16 protein-coding genes are annotated in these 17,509 nt (G+C 65.8%); 9 read left to right on the top strand and 7 right to left on the bottom strand.

The features are described from left to right. The first annotated feature begins 45 nt into the window (after positions 1–45). Genes SLQ33_RS32580 through SLQ33_RS32600 form a run of 5 tightly spaced genes read left to right on the top strand, consistent with a single transcriptional unit; the run spans position 46 to position 7,553 of the window. The gene (locus SLQ33_RS32580) at positions 46–3,063 is read left to right on the top strand and encodes an RND family transporter (RefSeq protein ID WP_319458071.1); all 3,018 of its coding nucleotides are present in this window, start codon (positions 46–48) and stop codon (positions 3,061–3,063) included. Positions 3,064–3,116: 53 nt separating this feature from the next. After that, positions 3,117–4,268 (top strand): acyltransferase PE, encoded by a 1,152-nt coding sequence (gene pe, locus SLQ33_RS32585; RefSeq protein WP_319458072.1) that lies wholly within the window; start codon positions 3,117–3,119, stop codon positions 4,266–4,268. A gap of 40 nt (positions 4,269–4,308) precedes the next feature. Further along, positions 4,309–6,024, top strand: coding sequence for an AMP-binding protein (locus SLQ33_RS32590; RefSeq protein ID WP_413467772.1), 1,716 nt, complete (start codon positions 4,309–4,311; stop codon positions 6,022–6,024). A 19-nt stretch (positions 6,025–6,043) separates the two neighbouring features. Beyond that, the gene (locus SLQ33_RS32595) at positions 6,044–7,054 is read left to right on the top strand and encodes an isopenicillin N synthase family dioxygenase (RefSeq protein ID WP_413467771.1); all 1,011 of its coding nucleotides are present in this window, start codon (positions 6,044–6,046) and stop codon (positions 7,052–7,054) included. A gap of 13 nt (positions 7,055–7,067) precedes the next feature. Then, entirely contained in the window at positions 7,068–7,553 is a 486-nt protein-coding gene (locus tag SLQ33_RS32600) for a flavin reductase family protein (protein WP_319458075.1), read from the top strand. A gap of 17 nt (positions 7,554–7,570) precedes the next feature. Here the strand turns inward: SLQ33_RS32600 and SLQ33_RS32605 are convergent, their stop codons facing one another. The 5 genes from SLQ33_RS32605 to SLQ33_RS32625 all read right to left on the bottom strand — a co-directional run bounded on the left by SLQ33_RS32605 (position 7,571) and on the right by SLQ33_RS32625 (position 11,764). Then, the gene (locus tag SLQ33_RS32605) at positions 7,571–7,732 is read right to left on the bottom strand and encodes a hypothetical protein (protein ID WP_319458076.1); all 162 of its coding nucleotides are present in this window, start codon (positions 7,730–7,732) and stop codon (positions 7,571–7,573) included. Between the two features lie 65 nt (positions 7,733–7,797). Then, positions 7,798–8,550 carry a succinate dehydrogenase/fumarate reductase iron-sulfur subunit gene (locus tag SLQ33_RS32610; protein ID WP_319458077.1) on the bottom strand — a complete coding sequence of 251 codons (753 nt, stop codon included), beginning with the start codon at positions 8,548–8,550 and terminating at the stop codon, positions 7,798–7,800. A gap of 1 nt (position 8,551) precedes the next feature. Further along, positions 8,552–10,468, bottom strand: a complete 1,917-nt coding sequence (locus tag SLQ33_RS32615) for a fumarate reductase/succinate dehydrogenase flavoprotein subunit (protein ID WP_319458078.1) — start codon at positions 10,466–10,468, stop codon at positions 8,552–8,554. Between the two features lie 58 nt (positions 10,469–10,526). Beyond that, on the bottom strand, positions 10,527–11,363 hold the full coding sequence (locus tag SLQ33_RS32620) for a hypothetical protein (protein ID WP_319458079.1): 837 nt from the start codon (positions 11,361–11,363) through the stop codon (positions 10,527–10,529). A gap of 104 nt (positions 11,364–11,467) precedes the next feature. Next, positions 11,468–11,764: a hypothetical protein gene (locus SLQ33_RS32625; protein WP_319458118.1), complete on the bottom strand. Its 297-nt coding sequence runs from the start codon at positions 11,762–11,764 to the stop codon at positions 11,468–11,470. A 113-nt stretch (positions 11,765–11,877) separates the two neighbouring features. On the opposite strand from SLQ33_RS32625, the gene SLQ33_RS32630 reads away from it, so the two are divergent. From SLQ33_RS32630 to nirD, 4 genes are all read left to right on the top strand, one after another. Next, positions 11,878–12,636, top strand: a complete 759-nt coding sequence (locus tag SLQ33_RS32630; protein ID WP_319458080.1) for an isocitrate lyase/phosphoenolpyruvate mutase family protein — start codon at positions 11,878–11,880, stop codon at positions 12,634–12,636. Between the two features lie 43 nt (positions 12,637–12,679). After that, positions 12,680–13,081 (top strand): hypothetical protein, encoded by a 402-nt coding sequence (locus tag SLQ33_RS32635; protein ID WP_319458081.1) that lies wholly within the window; start codon positions 12,680–12,682, stop codon positions 13,079–13,081. A gap of 97 nt (positions 13,082–13,178) precedes the next feature. After that, positions 13,179–15,716 carry a nitrite reductase large subunit NirB gene (nirB, locus tag SLQ33_RS32640; protein ID WP_319458082.1) on the top strand — a complete coding sequence of 846 codons (2,538 nt, stop codon included), beginning with the start codon at positions 13,179–13,181 and terminating at the stop codon, positions 15,714–15,716. Further along, positions 15,713–16,087, top strand: coding sequence for a nitrite reductase small subunit NirD (gene nirD, locus SLQ33_RS32645; RefSeq protein WP_319458083.1), 375 nt, complete (start codon positions 15,713–15,715; stop codon positions 16,085–16,087). The genes nirB and nirD overlap by 4 nt, the downstream gene beginning before the upstream one ends. A 16-nt stretch (positions 16,088–16,103) precedes the next feature. On the opposite strand, the gene SLQ33_RS32650 is transcribed toward nirD, so the two are convergent. Together SLQ33_RS32650 and SLQ33_RS32655 are read right to left on the bottom strand one after the other, a co-directional pair. Continuing rightward, a complete protein-coding gene (locus tag SLQ33_RS32650; RefSeq protein ID WP_319458084.1) occupies positions 16,104–16,583 on the bottom strand; it encodes a DUF488 domain-containing protein in 480 nt (159 codons plus the stop codon). 6 nt (positions 16,584–16,589) lie between these two features. Further along, the gene (locus tag SLQ33_RS32655) at positions 16,590–17,462 is read right to left on the bottom strand and encodes a hypothetical protein (RefSeq protein WP_319458085.1); all 873 of its coding nucleotides are present in this window, start codon (positions 17,460–17,462) and stop codon (positions 16,590–16,592) included. Between the last annotated feature and the right edge of the window lie 47 nt (positions 17,463–17,509).

The following is a 17,509-nucleotide window of genomic DNA, read 5'->3' on the forward strand; positions in this document are numbered from 1 at the left end:
CTTGGGCTCCAGGGTCGGGCGGCAGGGTGAGGGCATGAGGGCGATATGAGACGGCTAGCCGATCTCGTGGTGCGGTGGCCCTGGGCGGTGATCGCAGTATGGGTGGCGATGGCGGTTGCCTTGCCGCTGTCGTTCCCCTCGCTGACCGAGATGGCGGAGAAACATCCGCTCGTCATTCTGCCCAGCGATGCACCGTCCAGTGTCACCGCCAAGAAGATGTCCGAGGCGTTTCACGAACCGGGTAACGACGACCTCCTGTTGGTTACGTTCATCAACGAGAGCGGACTGGGGCCCGCCGACGAGGCGGCCTACCGCAAGGTGGTGGACGCGCTGCACGACGACGTGACAGACGTCGTGTCCGTGCAGGATTTCGTCAACACGCCCCAACTGCGTCAGTTCCTGACGAGTCAGGACAAGACGACCTGGGTGTTGCCGGTGGGCCTCGCGGGTGAGTTGGGCACGCCGCGGGCCTTCGACTCCTTCAACCGGGTGGCCGACGTCATCCGCCACAGCGTCGCCGGCAGTTCCGTGACCGTGCACCTCACCGGACCCGCAGCCACCGTCTCCGACCTCACCGTCGCGGGTGAGCGGGATCGCCTGCCGATCGAGCTCGCGATCGCCGTCCTTGTCCTCGCCGTGCTGCTGTTGGTCTATCGCAGCGCGGTCACGATGCTGCTGCCGTTGGTGACGATCGGGTCGTCGCTGGTGATCGCGCAGGCGGTGGTGGCGGGCTACTCCGAGCTGACCGGTGCCGGGGTCTCGAATCAGTCCGTCGTGTTCCTAAGCGCGATCCTGGCCGGCGCAGGAACGGATTACGCGGTGTTCCTCATCAGCCGCTATCACGACTATCTGCGGTCCGGCGCGGATTTCGATGAGGCGGTCAGGAAGGCGATGAGCTCGATCGGGAAGGTGATCACCGCATCCGCCACGACGGTGGGCATCACGTTCCTGCTTTTGAGCTTCGCCAAGATGGGCGTCTTCAAGACGGTCGGAGTGTCGTCGGCGATCGGGATCGGTGTCGCATACCTCGCCGGAGTGACACTGCTGCCAGCGATCCTGGTGCTCGCCGGGCCGCGCGGTTGGGTCAAGCCGCGGCGCGAACTGACGGCCCGGTTCTGGCGGCGGTCCGGCATCCGCATCGTGCGCCGGCCGGTGCCACATCTGGTTGCCAGCCTCCTCGTCCTAGGACTGCTGGCCAGCTGCGCGATCTTCGCGCACTACAACTACGACGATCGCAAGGCCGTGGCGGCGTCGGCGCCGAGTTCGATCGGATACGCCGCGCTCGAACGCCACTTCCCCCTCAGTCAGTCCATTCCCGAGTACGTCCTCGTCCAGTCACCGCATGACCTGCGCACCCCGCAAGCCCTAGCGGACCTGGAGCAGATGGCTGCACGCATCGCCCAATTGCCGAACGTGGGTCTCGTCAGCGGCATCACCCGACCCCTTGGCGACGTGCCACCGGAATTCAGGGCCACGTATCAGGCAGGCCTGGTGGGTAACCGGCTGGCAGGTGGCTCCGACCAGATCGACCAGCGCACCAGCGACCTCAATCGACTCGCATCCGGGGCCAACACCCTGGCCGACAGCCTTCATGACGTGCGCTCCCAGATCAACAAGATCGCCCCCAGTATCCAGAGTCTGATCGACTCGTCGTCCTCGCTGAGAACCCAAGAAGGTGGCGACAAGCTGGTGCGGGACGTCGACAACGCCGCGAAGCTCGTCGACAGCATCAACGCGCTCGGCAATCAGCTAGGCGTCAACTTCACCGCCGCGAGGAACATGTTCGCCTGGATCGGCCCTGTCCTGACGGCGCTCCAGGGCAACCCGGTCTGCGACCTCGATACCTCCTGCAGCAACACCCGCAGCCAGTTTGAGCAGCTGCTCGCTGCGCGCAACACTGCGAGCCTCGACCAGATCAACGACATTGCGCACCAGCTTCAGGGTTTCGACGACAGGCAGAGCCTCAACGCGACGGTAAAGAAGCTGAATGGTGCGCTGACGGGTGTCGTCAATGCGATCCACGCCATGGGAATGGACAAACCCGGCGGCCCGCAGGCAGGACTGACCCAGCTGCGGCAGGGCGCCGACCGCCTCGCCGGGGGGAGCCAGCAAGTAGCCGGCGGAGTGGATGACCTCGTCCAGCAGATCAAGGTGATTTCCTCCGGACTCGACGAGGCGTCGGCATTTCTGTTGACGATGAAGGACAACGCGACGGAACCGTCCCAGGCGGGGTTCAACATCCCGGCCGAAGTGCTGAACCTGGCGGACTTCCAGAAAGCCGCCAAGGCGTTCATCTCGCCGGATGGTCACTCCGCGCGGTATCTGCTGCAAACCAAACTCGACCCGTTCAGCGCCGCGGCGATGGATCAGGTCAACGAGATCAGGGACACCGCCAAGAGCGCCCAACCGAACACCACCCTGGCCGACGCCACGATCTCGATGGGCGGGTTCCCCGCCGCGCTGCGGGATACGCGCGACTACTACCAGCACGACATCCGCTACATCATCGCCGCGACCCTATTCGTCGTCCTGCTGACGCTGATGGTGCTGCTGAGGGCGATCATCGCACCGCTCTATCTCGTCGGTTCCGTGGTGATTTCGTACTTCGCGGCAATCGGTGTCGGGGTGTTGGCGTTCCAGTTCTTCCTCGGCCAGCAATTGCATTGGAGCGTGCCACCATTGGCGTTCGTGGTGCTGGTCGCGGTGGGCGCCGATTACAACATGCTCTTCGTGTCGCGGATGCGCGACGAGTCACCGCACAGTGTGCGTTACGGCGTCATCCGTACCCTGAGTTCGACGGGCGGCGTCATCACCGCGGCGGGGCTGATCTTCGCCGCGTCGATGGGCGGGCTGCTCTTCTCCAGTATCGGAATCGTGATCCAGGGCGGCTTCGTCATCGGCGTGGGAATTCTGCTGGATACCTTCGTAGTACGGACCATCACGGTGCCTGCCATCGCGGCGTTGGTGGGGCGGGCGAACTGGTGGCCATCGCGAGTGGGCGCACGGCGGGCGTCGTCCCCAAGAGCCCTGCCACCGCCCGAACCGGCCGAGCAGTCGAGTTAGCGCGGACATGTCATGTATGTGAAACTAGAGCAGCCGAGCGGTCAGGAGTACGGATGAACAGACTCCTCGCAGGACTCACGGTAACTGCCTGCGTCACAGGATGTTTCGGCATCCCGACGGCGACTGCCGACGACCCGCTGCCCCCTGGACCGCCGATCCCCGGGATCTCGGCCGACGGGCGACCAACCGCCGCACCGACGTCGTCCGACCGCACCGCGTACGCGCTCGGTGGCGCTCACGTGCTCGGTATTCCCTATGACGAGTACATCCGCATGACCGGCGAGGACTGGTTCCCGGGCATGAAGCGGCAAAACGTCTGGTACCCGGCGGGACAAGTTCAAGGCCACGTGCTGGAGCGCCTGTTCCCCGGCATCGGCCCGGTGGGGGAGCAAATCATGCCTGGATTGGGGCTCGATGGCCCCAGCATCGGTGAGTCAGTCGACGTCGGAGAGCCGCAACTCGAAACCGCCATTCGCAACGGCGGTCCCGGTACCGCGATGGGGTTGTCCGAGGGCGCGCTCGTGCTCGACGCCGTCAAGGCGAAACTGGCGAATGACCCGACCGCTCCGCCGCCGGATCAACTGACCTTCGCCACGTTCGGTGACCCGGTGGCGAAGACCCCCTTCGGGGAGAGCTTCCTGACGCAAATGTTCCCCGTCGGGAGCGTCGTACCCGCGATGGACTACCAGGTCCCCGCTCCGGTGGAGAGTCAGTACCACACTGACCAGTTCGTCTCCGCCTACGACAGCATCGCCGACTTCCCGGACCGGCCGGACAACCTGTTTGCGCTCGCCAACTCGATCGCCGGTCTGGCCACCGGTCACACCGCGATTGCGTTCACCAACCCGAGCAATGTTCCGCCGCAGAACATTCGGACGACGGTCAACTCCAGGGGCGGGACGACGACGACGTATCTCGTTCCCGAGCAACACCTTCCCCTGGTGCTGCCCTTCAAGTATCTGGGGGTGCCAGAGGACACGCTGAACAAGCTCGACGCGATCCTGATGCCCCGGGTGAACGCGGGCTACTCGCGCAACGACGATCCGGCGACCGCTCCGGTTCAGGTGGACCCGGTGCGCGGCTTCGACCCCGCGGAGGTCACCGCTCCGGCCTCGGAGGCGACGTTCGGCGGCGGCGCCGACCCGATGTCGCAACTCCTCAACGGTGCCGCGGCCGTGCTGTCGCAGGCACACGGTCCGGGCTGACGGACGCGCAGTGACACCTCCCCAGTCGACCATTCTGTCGATGCTGCACGGACGCGCCAGCCTGCGCCCCGGCGACGTGGCATTCACCTTCACCGACTACGTGCACGACCCGGCTGGGGTATCCGAGAGCCTCACGTGGGCGCAACTGTCCCGTCGAACATTGAACGTGGCACGCGAGCTCAGCGTCCATGCGTCGGCCGGAGACCGGGCAGTGATCCTGGCTCCGCAGAGCCTCGATTACATTCTCGCTTTCCTGGGAGCCATGCAGGCTGGGCTGATCGCAGTACCGCTCCCGTTGCCGCACCGAGGCTCGAGTGACGAGCGGGTGGGCGCGGTCTTCGCCGACACGTCGCCATCGGTGGTGCTCACCACCTCCGCGGTCGCGGGAGACGTCGGCGATTACGTTGATCAAGCGCGCCTGGACAGTGCTCCCAAGCTCGTTGAAATCGATTCGCTGAATCTGGACGGCGAGCTCGGACCAACCGCCGAGCCGGCCGAGGTGCCCAGCATCGCGTATTTGCAGTACAGCTCGGGTTCGACCCGGCTGCCAACAGGCGTGATGATCTCGCACCGCAACCTCCAGACGAATTTCGAGCAGCTGATGCGCTGCTATTTCGGAGGTGCGCACGCCAAATCCGCTGCCGATGCCACGTTCGTGTCGTGGTTGCCCTTCTACCACGACATGGGTTTGATGATGGGCATCTGCGGGCCCATCCTGAGCGGCTATCCCGCCATGTTGACCAGCCCGACTGCGTTCGTGGAAAAGCCGGCCAGATGGATGAGAGCGCTGGCGCAGAATTCGCGTGCCTTTTCGGCGGCCCCTAACTTCGCCTTCGACCTGGCCGCCCGCCAAACGACCGACAGTGATCTCGCCGGGCTCGACCTCGGCGGGGTACATGCCATCATCAACGGCGCCGAACGCGTCGAACCGTCCACACTGGCCCGCTTCGCTGATCGGTTCGCTCACTTCAACTTTCGGGACCACATGCTGCGTCCTTCGTACGGACTGGCGGAGGCGACCGTCTTCGTGGCGGCTGGCGCCTGGAGCGAGTCGTCGGGGGCGGCCCACTTCGATGCGGACGAATTGTCCGCGGGCCGCGCTCAGCGCTGCCCAACGGGAACCGGCTCGGGCCTGGTGAGATACGAACTGCCGCAGTCACCCTTGGTGCGGATCGTCGACGTCGACACGAACCGCGAGTGCCCGCAGGACGTGGTCGGTGAGATCTGGGCGCATGGCGACAATGTCGCCGATGGCTACTGGAGCAGGTCGCCGGAGGAGCAGAAGTGCTTCGGCGCCACGCTCGTGGACACTTCGCCGGGCACGGCTAACGGACGCTGGCTGAGAACCGGCGATCTGGGCTTCGTCTCCGATGGTCAGCTGTTCATCGTCGGCCGCATCAAGGACATGCTCATCATTCGTGGTCGCAATCATTATCCCGAGGACATCGAGGCGACGGTCCAACAGATCACACGCGGTCGGGTCGTGGCGATTTCGGTTCCGGTGAACAGTACCGAGAAGCTAGTCACCGTCATCGAGGTCAAGAATCGGGGAGCTTCCACGACAGAGGCGATGCACTGGCTCAGTGAGGTCAAGAGCGACGTCACCTCCGCGATATCGAATGCACACGGACTGAATGTGGGGGATCTCGTTCTGGTACCTCCCGGGTCGATTCCCACGACGACGAGCGGCAAGATCCGGCGCGCCGCCTGCGCCGAGCAGTACAAGCAGGACCTCTTCACTCGGTTGGACGCCTAGGTTCACGACGATTTCGACTGTGGCGCACGGCGCCCCACTGGGCGATCATGGCGACGTGAGTTCCGTGCAGACCGCGCTACCCGTGGTGGACCTGCGTGACGATCCCGCTGAACTGCGCCCCCAACTGCGCACGGTCGCGCACGAGGTGGGCTTCTTTCAGCTGACCGGCCACGGGGTTCCCGACGAGCTGACCGCGCGCGTGCTCGCCGCCGCACGCGGGCTGTTCGCGCTGCCGCAAGACGCCAAGGACGCCGTCGCGATGCGCAACAGCCCGCACTTCCGCGGGTACACGCGCCTCGGGGGCGAACTCACCGGCGGTGCGGTCGACTGGCGCGAACAGCTCGACATCGGACCCGAGCGCGTGCCGCCGGCCGACCCCGCCGAGCCTTATCTGAAGTTGCAGGGGCCCAACCAGTGGCCCGCCGGGCTACCCGAGTTGCCCGCCGTCGTCGCGGCGTGGGACCACGCCCTGGCGGCCGTCGGGCGAAAGTTGTTGGGCCACTGGGCTTCATCGTTGGGCAGTCCCGCGGACGTCTTCGACTTCGCGTTCGCGGAGACACCGGCCACGCTGATCAAGGTGGTGCGCTATCCCGCCAAACCCGACAGCACCCAGGGCGTCGGCGCACACCGGGACGCGGGGGTGCTCACCCTGCTCCTCGCCGAACCGGGTACCCGCGGGTTGGAAGTACGCGGCCGCGACGGCGAGTGGATCGACGTTGATCCGCTACCAGGCGCGTTCATCGTCAACATCGGGGAGCTGCTCGAGCTCGCCAGCGGCGGCTATCTACGCGCCACCGAGCACCGCGTCAGGCTCACGGACGTCGAGCGCATCTCGGTGCCTTATTTCTTCAATCCGCGGCTCGACGCTCAACTCCCGGTGCTGACGCTGCCGGACGAGCTCGCCGCGCACGCCCGGGGCGTCACGCCCGACCCGTCGAACGAACGGATCTTCTCGGTGTATGGCCGCAACGCATGGAAGAGCAGGCTGCGGGCCCACCCGGACGTGGCCGCCGCACACGGTTACGTGTGAAGATGAAGGCGCCATGAGTAGCACCGACCTGAGCCCGACCTCGCTGCGCGAAGCATTCGGGCACTTCCCGTCCGGCGTCATCGCCATCGCCGCGGAGGTCGATGGCGTCCGCGTCGGCCTCGCCGCCAGCACCTTCGTACCGGTCTCCCTGGACCCGCCGCTGGTGTCCTTCTGCGTGCAGAACACGTCGACGACCTGGCCGAAGCTCAAGGATCTACCGTTCCTCGGGATCAGCGTGCTCGGCGAGTCCCACGACTTCGCCGTGAAGACCCTCGCCGCCAAGACCGGCGACCGCTTCGCGGGGCTGGAGACGAAGTCGACCGACCGTGGAGCGGTGTTCATCCACGGCACCAGCGTGTGGCTGGAGAGCGCCATCGAGCAGCTGGTGCTCGCTGGGGATCACACCATCGTGGTGCTCAGGGTGCACGACATCACCGTGCACGACGACGTCGCGCCCATCGTGTTCCATCGCAGCACGTTCCGCCGACTGGACGGCTAGCTCGCGGCAGGTGCCCGCTACGGCCGCGCGGCAAGCTCCGCTCGGTAGCCCGCAACGCGTTGTTCGAGCTCGGCCGCGTCGTCGGGCCGACCCTCTTTGCGGGCCAGCTCGGCGCGGGCGGTGAGTTCACGGATGGCAGTGCGAATGTCGTTGACGCTCTGCGTTTCTCCAGTGCTCATGAAGGCTGCCTTTCGTCATTGAAGGGCGGGTTTGGCTTCCTCAGACCACGGTACGCCCGATAGGCCTACTTCTTCTTGAACAGCACCTTGCCGAGCCACACGACCGGGTCGTACTTGCGGTCGGCCACGCGTTCCTTCATCGGAATCAGCGCGTTGTCGGTGATCTTGATGTGCTCTGGACACACCTCGGTGCAGCACTTGGTGATGTTGCAGAGGCCGAGGCCGTGTTCCTCCTGGGCCATGTCCTTGCGATCCACGACGTCCAGCGGGTGCATGTCGAGCTCGGCGATGCGCATGTGGAAGCGCGGGCCTGCGAAGTTTTCCTTGTTCTCCTCGTGGTCACGAACGACGTGGCACACGTTCTGGCACAGGAAGCACTCGATGCACTTGCGGAACTCCTGGCTGCGTTCCACGTCTTCCTGCTGCATGCGGTACTCGCCGGGCTGCAGGTCCTTCGGCGGGGTGAACGACGGGATCTGGCGCGCCTTCTCGTAATTGAAGGACACATCGGTCACCAGGTCGCGCATCACGGGGAACGTGCGCAGCGGCGTCACCGTGACGGTCTCGTCCTCACCGAAGGTCGACATGCGCGTCATGCACAGCAGGCGCGGACGACCGTTGATCTCGGCCGAGCAGGAGCCGCACTTGCCCGCCTTGCAGTTCCACCGCACGGCGAGGTCGTTGGCCTGGGTGGCCTGCAACCGGTGGATGATGTCGAGCACCACTTCGCCGTCATTGACCTCGACGGTGTAGTCCTTCAGTTCGCCGCCATCGTCGTCGCCCCGCCACACCCGTAGGTTCGCGTTGTAGGCAGCCATTTCAGCCCTTCCGTTCGGGGTGCTCGGCCAGTTCGGCGTCGGTGTAGTACTTCTCGAGTTCAGAGAGCTCGAAGACCTCGAGCAGATCCGGCCGCATCGGAACCTGCGGCTCGGGGACGACGGTGACGCGGGGGACCATCGCCTCGGCGGTCGCAGCCTCGGTGGTCTTACAGACCAGCAGCGTGTTGCGCCAGTTGGCGTCCATCGCCGGATGATCGTCGCGGGTGTGGCCGCCGCGGCTCTCGGTGCGCTGCAGCGCCGCCTTGGCCACGCACTCGCTGACCAGCAGCATGTTGCGCATGTCGATGGCCAGGTGCCAGCCCGGGTTGTATACCCGGCCGCCCTCGACCGCGACGTTCTGCAGCCGGCCACGGAGCTCGTCGAGCTTCGTCAGCGCCTCTTCGATCTCGGCTTCCTTGCGGATGATGCCGACGAGGTCGTTCATCGACTCCTGAAGTTCGGCGTGCAGCGTGTACGGGTTCTCGGGCTTCTCGTGTGCCTCGTAGGGCGCCAACGCCATCTTGGTGGCCTCGTCGACGGCGTCCTGCGGCGGCTTCGGCCGTTCGGACAGCGCCGCGACGTATTCGGATGCACCAAGTCCGGCACGCCTGCCGAACACCAGCAGGTCGGACAGCGAGTTGCCGCCAAGCCGGTTGGAGCCGTGCATGCCGCCGGAGCACTCACCGGCCGCGAACAGTCCTGGCGTTGCAGCGCCGCCGGTGTCGGGATCGACTTCGATACCGCCCATCACGTAATGACAGGTCGGACCGACCTCCATCTCGTCCTTGGTGATGTCGACCTCGGCCAGCTCGATGAACTGGTGGTACATCGAGGGCAGCCGACGCTTGATCTCTTCGGTGGGCATGCGCGAGGCGATGTCGAGGTAGACCCCGCCGTGCGGGGTGCCGCGGCCGGCCTTCACTTCGGCGACGATGGCCCTGGCGACTTCGTCGCGGGGCAGCAGGTCAGGCGTGCGGCGAGCTGAGTCGTTGTCCTTGAGCCACTGGTCGGCCTCTTCCTCGGTTTCGGCGTACTGCCCCTTGAACACCGCGGGGATGTAGTCGAACATGAACCGTCGGCCCTCGGAGTTCTTCAGCACTCCTCCGTCGCCACGGACGCCCTCGGTGACGAGGATGCCCTTGACGGACAGCGGCCAGACCATGCCGGTCGGGTGGAACTGGATGAACTCCATGTTGATCAGGTTGGACCCGGCCCTCAAAGCAAGGGCGTGGCCGTCGCCGGTGTACTCCCAGGAGTTGGACGAGACCTTGAACGACTTGCCGATACCGCCGGTCGCCAGCACCACTGCAGGCGCGTCGAACAGGATGAAGTTGCCGGTCTCGCGCCAGTAGCCGAAGGCGCCGGCGATCTTGTCGCCGTCCTTGATGAGGTCGGTGATCGAACACTCGTGGAAGATCTTGATCCGGGCCTCGTAGTCGCCGGTCTCCTTGAAGTCATCCTGCTGCAGCGAGACGATCTTCTGCTGCAGCGTGCGGATGATCTCCAGGCCGGTGCGGTCGCCGACGTGAGCGAGCCGCGGGTAGGTGTGCCCGCCGAAGTTGCGCTGGCTGATCTTGCCGTCCTTGGTGCGGTCGAACAGCGCGCCGTAGGTCTCCAACTCCCAGACCCGGTCGGGCGCCTCCTGCGCGTGCAGTTCGGCCATCCGCCAGTTGTTCAGGAACTTGCCGCCGCGCATGGTGTCACCGAAGTGCACCTGCCAGGAATCCTTGGTGTTGACGTTGCGCATCGCCGCGGCGCAGCCGCCCTCGGCCATCACGGTATGCGCCTTGCCGAACAGGGACTTGGTCACGACCGCTACGCGCAGGCCGTGTTCGCGGGCTTCGATCACCGCGCGTAGTCCGGCGCCGCCGGCACCGATGACGACCACGTCGTACTCGTGCCGCTCTAGCTCACTCATTTACTCTCGCTTCGCCATTTTGGGAATGTGCTTGTCGGGCTGTGCTCGAGGCCATTCGTCAGGGAATGATCGGCAGGTCTTTGAGACCCAAGGACACGCACATGATGTAGAAGTCGGTCAGCATCAGGGTGCCGAGCGTGATCCACGCGTACAGCTTGTGCCGGGTGTTGAGCTTGCTCACCTGTCCCCACATCCAGTACCGCACTGGGTGTTTCGAGAAGTGCTTGAGTCGACCGCCGACGACGTGCCTGCAGGAGTGGCAGGACACCGTGTACACCCACAACATGATCACGTTGACCCAGAGAATGAGGTTGCCGATCCCGAACCGGAACCCGCTGTCCGGGAACATCGCCTCGATGGCGTCGTACGTGTTGATGACCGAGATGATGCCCGCGATGTAGAAGAAGTAGCGGTGCGTGTTCTGGATGATCAGCGGAAGCCGCGTCTCGCCCGTGTACTTGGCGTGTGGTTCGGCCACCGCGCACGCGGTCGGAGACTGCCACACCGAGCGGTAGTAGGCGCCTCGGTAGTAGTAACAGGTCAACCGGAACAGCAGGAGGAATGGCAGCGACAGCGCGGCGTACGGCAGCCACCACACGTCGGGGAGGAACGTGCCGAAGTGCGCGGCGCCGGCAGGACACCCCGATCCGGTCGCGGCGTCGTAGTTGACCACGCACGGCGAGTAGAACGGCGTCAGATAGTTGTACTTCTCGACGTAGAAGTGATCCTGCATGAACGCGCGCGCGGTCGCGTAGATCACGAACGCGGCGAAGCCGAGGTCCGTGATGATCGGCGACTTCCACCACGCGTCGGTGCGCAGCGTGCGCTGCGAGATCTGCGCTCGCGTCGGTGAGAAGACGCCCGTGCCAGGGCGGTTGGCGGCGGGTGCGCTCACGAAGATCCTCGATTTCGGTCGGTGGCCAAGCCAGGTGGACGTTAGCGAAGCGCCGAGCGGCGCACGAAGTCAGCGGACCCTAACTTCACCCGGTCATCAGATCATCACCGTGTCCCGCCGAGCCCTTCGTCGTCCACGTCTGCCCAGAAGTCGCTGGCGTACTGCGTATCCGGGATGGCGATCTTCTCGCCGCCGTGATGGTGCTGGCTCACCCCGCGGGTGAGTTCCAGTTCCTCTGCGTCGATGTCTAGCCGGTCGATGTCGTTCATGATTCGCTCGGCGTCGTTGACGATTCGGCGCATGGCCGGGGTGTCGCCGTAGCGTGAGGACAGCGACGACACGCAGCGTCGCAGGCCGCCGATCAGCTCGTGTAGCTGGGCGAGTTCGGTGGTAGTGGACAAGAAGTCGACCTCCTTGGGCTGAAGGGTGTCACGGATCACAGTACGACAATTGATGCTAGCCACATCATCAGTTCAGAGTGAGACAGGTCACGTACAAGAGTGGAGGTTGAGGAGTGTCCCAACAGGTTTTGCAAGAGCGCGCCGCGGCGCTGCTGGCGCTGCACGTTCCAGGGAATCCGGTGATCCTGCCGACGGTGTGGGACGCGTGGTCCGCCAAGCTGGCCGTCGACGCCGGCTTTGCTGCCCTCACCGTGGGTAGCCACCCCGTCGCCGACTCGGTTGGCAAGCCCGACGGCGAGGGGATGTCGTTCGACGACCTCACCACCCGCGTCGCCCAGATCACCTCCGCCGTGGACGTGCCGGTCTCGGTCGACGCCGAATCGGGCTACGGCGAGGACCCCAAGCGGCTGATCGACGGACTGCTGTCCGCGGGAGCCGTCGGGCTCAACGTCGAGGACACCGTGCACAAGGAGGGCGGCCGGATCCGCACCGACGCCGAGCACGCCGCCCTGGTCGGTGAACTGCGCGAGGCGGCCGACGCCGCTGGGGTGCACGTTGTCATCAATGCCCGCACCGATCTGTTCCTGCGTCAGATCGGGGACGAGGCCGACCGGTTCGACCGCGCGGTGACGAAGCTCAAGCTCGCCGCCGAGGCGGGTGCCGACTGCCTCTACCCCGTCGGCAGGCACGACCCGGACACGTTGCGCAGGCTGGCGGATGAATTGCCGCTGCCGATCAACGCCATCGCGCTTCCGGATGTGGACGATCCCGCATCGTTCGGCCCGCTGGGTGTGGGCCGGATCAGCTTCGGTCCGTTCTTCCAGCGCGCGTTGTCCGCCCGCGCCGAGGAGTTGCTGGCCCGCTGGCGTTAGCCAGTTTGCCGGACGTTCGACAGCCTGGCTTAGCATCCGCGTCGTGACGGACGACGACGAGCGGCGGAGCGGCGAGAGTTGGCACGACAGCCAGGCCGCCGTGGTGGCCGGTGGGCTCGCCGCGCTCGTCCTGTTGGGCTTGCTCCTGTACGGGGTCATGCGAGTCGCGCGCGACTCGACGGATCGGCCGCCACAGGTCGTCTACCCGAGCACGTCGGTGGCCACCACGCCGGCGTCCCGGCTCAAGACCCCGACGTCGACGAGCTACCCCATGCCCAGCGTGCAGACCAGCCAGGAGACCACGCCCCCGGTCACCGGACCCCCGACGGACTCGCCGTCGGAGGATCCGGGTGACTCGGGTGACTCAGGGGTCACGCAGGACACGCCGACCACGATCTACAACCCGTACACCACCACGACGACCGCGAACGCCGGGCATATCTAGATGCTCACAGTGGACCAATTCGGAACGTGAGCACAGCGTGACGGGCCCTTCACATGGACCCGACATTGCCGCAACGTCGGGTCCATAGCGTTGCGCCATGCATCATCCGAAGCGCGTGGTCGTCGTTGGGCACGGCATGGTCGGACACCGGTTCGTCGAGGCGTTGCGCTCACGCGACGCCGACGGCGACTGGGGCGTCATTGTCATCGCCGAGGAACCCGACGCTGCCTACGACCGGGTGGGGCTGACGGGCTACACCGAACACTGGGACCGCGCCAAGCTGGCGCTGCCGGGCAACGATTACGACGGAGACGACCGCGTCGAGGTCGTGCTGCGTGACCGCGTGACCCGTATCGACCGGGCGGCCAAGCACGTGAAGACGGCGCTGGGCCGTCGCGTTCCCTACGACACACTGGTGTTGGCGACGGGTTCGTCCGCGTTCGTGCCGCCGGTCCCGGGACACGACCTGCCTGGCTGCCACGTCTACCGCACGCTAGGTGACCTCGACGCGATCCGGGCCGACGTCGCGCGTGCGATGGCCGCGGGTGTCACCGGCGGCGTCGTCATCGGCGGTGGGCTACTTGGGCTCGAAGCCGCGAACGCGTTGCGGGGCTTCGGGTTGGACGCCCACGTGGTCGAGCGCGCACCGCGTTTGATGAATCAGCAGCTCGACGCGGCAGGTGGTGCCCTGCTGGCGCGGATGATCTCCGAGTTGGGCATCGCGGTGCACGTCGACGTCGGTACCGACGCCATCGAGCAGGTCGGCCCGGACGCCCTTCGGGTGCTGCTCAGCGACGGCACGCTAGTGGACGCGGGTGTGGTGATCTTCGCGGCAGGCATCCGGCCGCGCGACGAGTTGGCCCGCAAGGCCGGCCTGGCCGTTGGCGAACGCGGCGGCGTGCTCACCGACTTGACCTGTCTCACCGACGATTCCGACGTCTACGCCGTCGGCGAGGTCGCGGCGATCGACGGCCGCTGCTACGGCCTCGTCGGCCCGGGATACACCAGTGCCGAGGTGGTGGCGGACCGCTTGCTCGGCGGGGCGGCGCAGTTCGGCGACGCCGACATGTCGACCAAGCTGAAGCTGCTCGGCATCGACGTCGCCAGCTTCGGCGACGCCATGGGCGCGGCCGCGGGCTGCCTGGAGGTGGTGGTCAACGACGCCGTCAGCCAGACCTACGCCAAACTGGTGCTCTCCGACGACGCCAAGACCCTGCTCGGCGGCATTCTGGTGGGCGACGCGTCGGCATACGGCGTGCTGCGTCCGATGGTGGGCGAACAGCTTCCCGGCGATCCGCTCGCGATCATCGCGCCCGCTGGATCCGGTTCCGGCGGAGCGCAACTCGGCGTCGGCGCGCTGCCGGCGGCCGCCCAGATCTGCTCCTGCAACAATGTCACCAAGGGTGATCTCACCGACGCGATCGCCCTTGGCTGCGCGGACGTACCCGCCTTGAAGGGTTGTACCAAGGCGGGTACGTCGTGCGGATCGTGTGTGCCGCTGCTCAAGCAGCTGCTCGAGGCCGAGGGCGTCGAGCAGAGCAAGGCGCTGTGCGAGCACTTCTCGCAGTCGCGCGCCGAACTGTTCGAGGTCATCTCGGCCACCTCCATCCGGACGTTCTCCGGGCTGATCGAACGGTTCGGCACCGGAAGTGGTTGCGACATCTGCAAACCCGTTGTCGCGTCGATCCTGGCGTCGACGAGTTCGGAGCACATCCTCGACGGCGAGCAGGCCTCGCTGCAGGACAGCAATGACCACTTCCTGGCCAACATTCAGAAGAACGGCAGCTACTCGGTGGTGCCTCGGTCGCCGGGCGGTGAGATCACCCCCGAGCAGCTGATCCTGATCGGCGAGATCGCCCGCGACTTCGACCTGTACACCAAGATCACCGGCGGTCAGCGCATCGACATGTTCGGCGCACGGGTGGACCAACTTCCGGAGATCTGGCGCCGCCTCGTCGATGGCGGCATGGAGTCGGGCCACGCATACGGCAAGGCGCTGCGCACGGTCAAGAGCTGCGTCGGCAGCACGTGGTGCCGCTACGGCCAACAGGATTCGGTGAACATGGCCGTCGAGATCGAGAAGCGCTACCGGGGTCTGCGCGCACCGCACAAGATCAAGATGGCCGTATCGGGGTGTGCGCGTGAGTGTGCGGAGGCGCAGAGCAAGGACGTCGGCGTCATCGCCACCGAGCAGGGCTGGAATCTCTACGTTTGTGGCAACGGCGGGATGTCTCCCCGACACGCGCAACTGCTGGCAGGCGACCTCGATGACGAGACGCTGGTGCGCTACATCGATCGGTTCCTGATGTTCTACATCCGTACCGCGGACCGTTTGCAGCGCACCGCTCCCTGGCTGGAGGCGATGGACGGTGGTCTGGACCACCTGCGTGACGTGGTCTGCAACGACTCGTTGGGGCTGGCCGCCGAGTTCGAGGAGGCCATCGAGCGCCACGTCGCCGGATACGCGTGCGAGTGGAAGGGCGTGCTCGACGATCCCAGCAAGCTGTCGCGGTTCGTGTCGTTCGTCAACGCTCCGGACGTCGCCGATCCGACTGTGGCATTCACCGAAAGCTCCGGGCGCAAGGTGCCCATGGGCATGCCCAAGTTCCGACCCATGCAGGAGACAACCACGTGACACTTGTCGACGATCTCGAAACCCTTGACGTTCATGATGATTCGGGGTGGGTCACGGCGTGTGCCTACGAGCTGCTGGTCCCGTGCCGCGGCGTCGGCGTGCTGATGCCCGACGGGACGCAGGTGGCGCTGTTCCGGCTCGACGACGGCTCGCTACGGGCGATCGGCAACATCGACCCCTTCTCGGGTGCTGCGGTCATGTCGCGGGGCATCGTCGGCGACCGCGCCGGACGGTCGTGCGTGCAGTCGCCGATCAAGAAGCAGGCGTTCGCGTTCGACGACGGCAGCTGCCTCGACGATGGCGCGGTTTCGGTGCCCGTCTTCGGTACTCGGGTGACCGAGGACGGCGACGTGCAGGTCTGCGCGGCCTAGATGTAGGAGGGCCGGATCACAACGGGCGCAGGTGCTCGATTGTGACGTGGTGTCGCTCCGTCAGCCGCTGGGCGATCAACGAGCGGTGGCAAGCGTCTGGGTCGCGCTCGACACACAGCAGCGCTGCGGTTCCCCTGCTCGGCAGCGCCGACACGATCGGCGTGAGGTCGGCGCGGTCGAGGATTTCGGTGGTGTAGCGGCGGATGTACTCGGCGGCGAGTTCGCGGCGCGAGCGCTTCCCGACCCCTTGGCGGTCATCCTCGGCGTACTGCAGGTGACGTAACTCGGTGGTTGGCGCGAGCTCGGGGTGATGCTCGTAGACGATCCGGGCCTGGGCGAGCGCCGCCTGTAGCCGGAGCGAGTTGGCCCAGGCGTACTCGGGCCCTCGGACACCTCGGCGCTGGCGGACGTCGAGCAGCAGCCGGACATCGGCGTGCCGTAGGCGTTCCAGGAACGACTCTTCATCGAAGTCGTAGACGCCAACGGTCACGACCATCAACACTTAGAGCGCGTCCAGCACTCGTTCTTGGGCGGGAGTGCATTGCGCGGCCACCGGTTCGTCGCGGGGGGTGGGAGTCGGACTCCACTTCTCGACGGTCTGCACCGCCCAGTACACGCCGAACTCGACGATGAGCACCACCTCGACGACGAGCACGATGTGGTTGAAGTTGTCCAGCGCGAAGTGCACCACCACGGCGGCGACCAACGTCACCACCATGGCGATCGCGATCCACTGGTAGATACGGTGATACAGCGGCGGATTGGCGCTCGGCACCACTTTGTCGGCCATGAAGGCAGTGAGGAACACCGTGGCGATGATGGCCAAGAACATGACGACGGCGGCGATGCCGTGGGCATGGGACACGAACAAGTCCGGTTTGACGATCAGGGCGACCAGGCCGGCCGCGAGCACCGCCCGCTGCAGCCACGCCGCTTTGTTCGCGATGGGCTCGAGCTTGCGTCCGGTTCCCGTGCGCCGGTACATCCACCACGACGCCGCGCGCGCCACCAGGAGCGCGATGACGACGGCCCACACGTTCGTGATGACGTTGACGTTGGATACGTCCACGGACACCGAAGTGTCCGGTCGCGAGGTCGGCACGAAGGCGACGACGAACGCGAGAATGCCTGCGAGGTTGAGCAGGATGTCCTCGGTCGGCTTCAACCCCTTGTAGACGATGAGCAGTGCACCTACCGCGCAGATGCTTCCGATGAACACCGCATGCGCACCGGTGAAGTAGTACGCGCTGATCGACCCCAGCCAGTCCGAGGCGCGGACTCGCTCGATGATTAGGGCCACGCCGAGCATGACGAGCATGACCGGGATGCTGCCGCGCAAGTAGCGGTAGGTGTCCAACGACGTGTCAGTTTCCACAGCGCATTACCCCCCGGTATCGATGCCCAGTCCATTGTGCGCACGCA

The organism is Mycobacterium sp. RTGN6 (genome assembly GCF_033804605.1).
Lineage (GTDB): Bacteria > Actinomycetota > Actinomycetes > Mycobacteriales > Mycobacteriaceae > Mycobacterium.

What these genes read in the sequence shown, in the direction of transcription:
- SLQ33_RS32590 (WP_413467772.1), top strand. Translation starts at nt 4,309, where the DNA reads ATGCTGCACGGACGCGCCAGCCTGCGCCCCGGCGACGTGGCATTCACC.
- pe (WP_319458072.1), top strand. Translation starts at nt 3,117, where the DNA reads ATGAACAGACTCCTCGCAGGACTCACGGTAACTGCCTGCGTCACAGGA.
- SLQ33_RS32650 (WP_319458084.1), bottom strand. Translation starts at nt 16,583, where the DNA reads ATGGTCGTGACCGTTGGCGTCTACGACTTCGATGAAGAGTCGTTCCTG.
- SLQ33_RS32605 (WP_319458076.1), bottom strand. Translation starts at nt 7,732, where the DNA reads ATGAGCACTGGAGAAACGCAGAGCGTCAACGACATTCGCACTGCCATC.
- SLQ33_RS32615 (WP_319458078.1), bottom strand. Translation starts at nt 10,468, where the DNA reads ATGAGTGAGCTAGAGCGGCACGAGTACGACGTGGTCGTCATCGGTGCC.
- SLQ33_RS32580 (WP_319458071.1), top strand. Translation starts at nt 46, where the DNA reads ATGAGACGGCTAGCCGATCTCGTGGTGCGGTGGCCCTGGGCGGTGATC.
- SLQ33_RS32600 (WP_319458075.1), top strand. Translation starts at nt 7,068, where the DNA reads ATGAGTAGCACCGACCTGAGCCCGACCTCGCTGCGCGAAGCATTCGGG.
- nirB (WP_319458082.1), top strand. Translation starts at nt 13,179, where the DNA reads ATGCATCATCCGAAGCGCGTGGTCGTCGTTGGGCACGGCATGGTCGGA.
- SLQ33_RS32610 (WP_319458077.1), bottom strand. Translation starts at nt 8,550, where the DNA reads ATGGCTGCCTACAACGCGAACCTACGGGTGTGGCGGGGCGACGACGAT.